Source organism: Kitasatospora sp. NPDC059462 (assembly GCF_042749955.1).
Lineage (GTDB): Bacteria > Actinomycetota > Actinomycetes > Streptomycetales > Streptomycetaceae > Kitasatospora.
In genome coordinates, this window is record NZ_JBHYUU010000387.1 from 1 (window position 1) to 2,024 (window position 2,024).

Consider the following 2,024-nt stretch of genomic DNA (forward strand, 5'->3'; position numbering starts at 1 on the left):
CAGACGTTGGCGTGGGTGAGCGTGACACCCTTCGGCGTACCGGTGGAACCGGAGGTGTAGATGACGTAGATCAGGTTGTCCGGGCGGACGTCGACGGTCGGGTTGGTGACCGGCTGAGCGTTGATCGCGGCAGCGTCCTGGTCTTCGTCGAGGACGACGGTGCGGCCCTGGTGGATACCGGTGACCAGGTCGGTGTGCTGCTGCTGGGTGACGACGATCTGTGCGCGGGCGTGGCCGAGGATGTAGCCGAGGCGCTCGACGGGGTTGGAGGGGTCGAGGGGGAGGTAGCCGGCGCCGGACTTCAGCACGCCCAGGATGGTCGGGATGAGGTTGATGCTGCGTTCGAGGCAGACCGCGACGAGGGTCTCGGGCGTGGCGCCCTGCTCGATCAGGTGGTGGGCGATCTTGTTCGCGCGCTCGTTGAGCTCGCGGTAGGTGAGGTGGGTGTCCTCGAAGGTGAGGGCGAGGGCGTCGGGGGTGGTGGCGGCCTGGTGCTCGAAGGCGTGGTGGACGCACTCCTCCCCGGGGATCGTGAGAGCCCGGTTCCACTCCTCCAGGAGCTGGACGGTCTCGGTCTCGGGCAGGTAGGTCGCGCGGGCGTCGCCGGTCGGGTCGGCGGCCATCGCCTCCAGCACCCGCCGGTACATCCCCACCAGCCGCTCGCCGTTCGCCCGGCTGAGGACATCGGTGGCGCTGTTGATGTGGATGCTGCCGCCGGAGGCGATGATGTTGAGCGCGAAGTCGTTGACCGCGCCGCCCGAGCCGAACTGGTCCTCCACCAAGGCGGTGTCGACCTGGTGGAAGTTCAGGTACTCGAAGAGGACCGTGAGGATTCGCTCGTTGGAACCGGCGTCCCGCTGGATGGCGGGGAGCGGGTAGCGGCGGTGGCCCCAGATGGCGGTTTCCTGGTCGAAGACCTGCTCGACCAGCTCGCGCCAGGTGCGGGCGCTGCGGTCGGCCGGGAACGGCACGGTGTTGAGGTGCATGCCGAGCACGCGGTCGCCGTCCGTGGCCTCCAGGCGGCCGTGGGCCACCAGACCGGTGTGGAAGGCGGGTTCGGGGGTCAGCATGCCGAGGACCTTGACGTGCGCGGCGAGCAGCACGCTCTTCAGCGACGTCCGGGCCGCGGCCGCCAGACCGCGCAGACCCGACTCCAGGTCGCCGTAGGGGACTTCGAGCCGGTAGTTCTCCCCGGTCGCGTCGGCGTCCTCCCAGTGCGCGGGTACGACCATCGGCGCGTGGGTGCTGGTGACCTCGCGCCAGAAGGTGCGGTCGTCCTCGTTGTCGAGGGACTCCAGCTCGGCCGCGATGAAGTCGGCGTAGCGGACGGCCGGCGGCTGGGCGGACAGCGCGAGCGACGCCCCGTCCAGGACCGCGCGGTAGGTGTCCAGCAGCTCCATCAGCAGGGAGTTGATGCTCCAGCCGTCCGTGACGGCGTGGCTGTGCGTGATGGTGAGTCGCCAGGACCGGTCGGACTCCAGGTGCACGTTGAGCCGCATCAGGGGCGCAGTCGCCAGGTCGAAGACGGTGGCGCGCTCCTGGTGGAGGAGTTCGATCTCGTTGGCGCGCTGGTCGTCGGCGGTGAGGTCGCGCAGGTCGTGGACGCTGAGCGGGATCTCCACCTCGGCGTGCACCAGCTGGAGCGGCTGCGAGTAGCCGGTCAGCTGCACCGAGGTGCGCAGGATGTCGTGGCGCCCGGCGACGGCGTCGAGAGCCGTCCGGAACTCCGGTGCAGAGAAGTCGAACTGCTCGGAGATCACATAGCTGTTGACGTTGTGGTAGGTGTTCTGGCCGTCGCCGGCGAGCATTTCGACGAGCATGCCGGTCTGGATCTGGGAGAGCGGGTAGGCGTCGATGACGTCGGCGGGGAGTAGGGCCCGGTCTTCGTCGCTGATCAGGGTGAACGGTGCGACCGGCTCGGTCGCGGTCGCGGGGGTGCTTTCGCCGGCCAGGACGGCGAGTGCGGCGATGGTGCGGTGTTGGAAGATCTGCTGGATGCTGAGGTCGTAGCCGGCCTGGCGCAG

1 protein-coding gene is annotated in these 2,024 nt (G+C 69.2%); it reads right to left on the reverse strand.

Going from position 1 to position 2,024, the window contains the following annotated elements:
• The coding region (locus ACFXAM_RS38650; RefSeq protein ID WP_380298609.1) for a condensation domain-containing protein at positions 1-2,024 on the reverse strand (2,024 nt) is incomplete at both ends.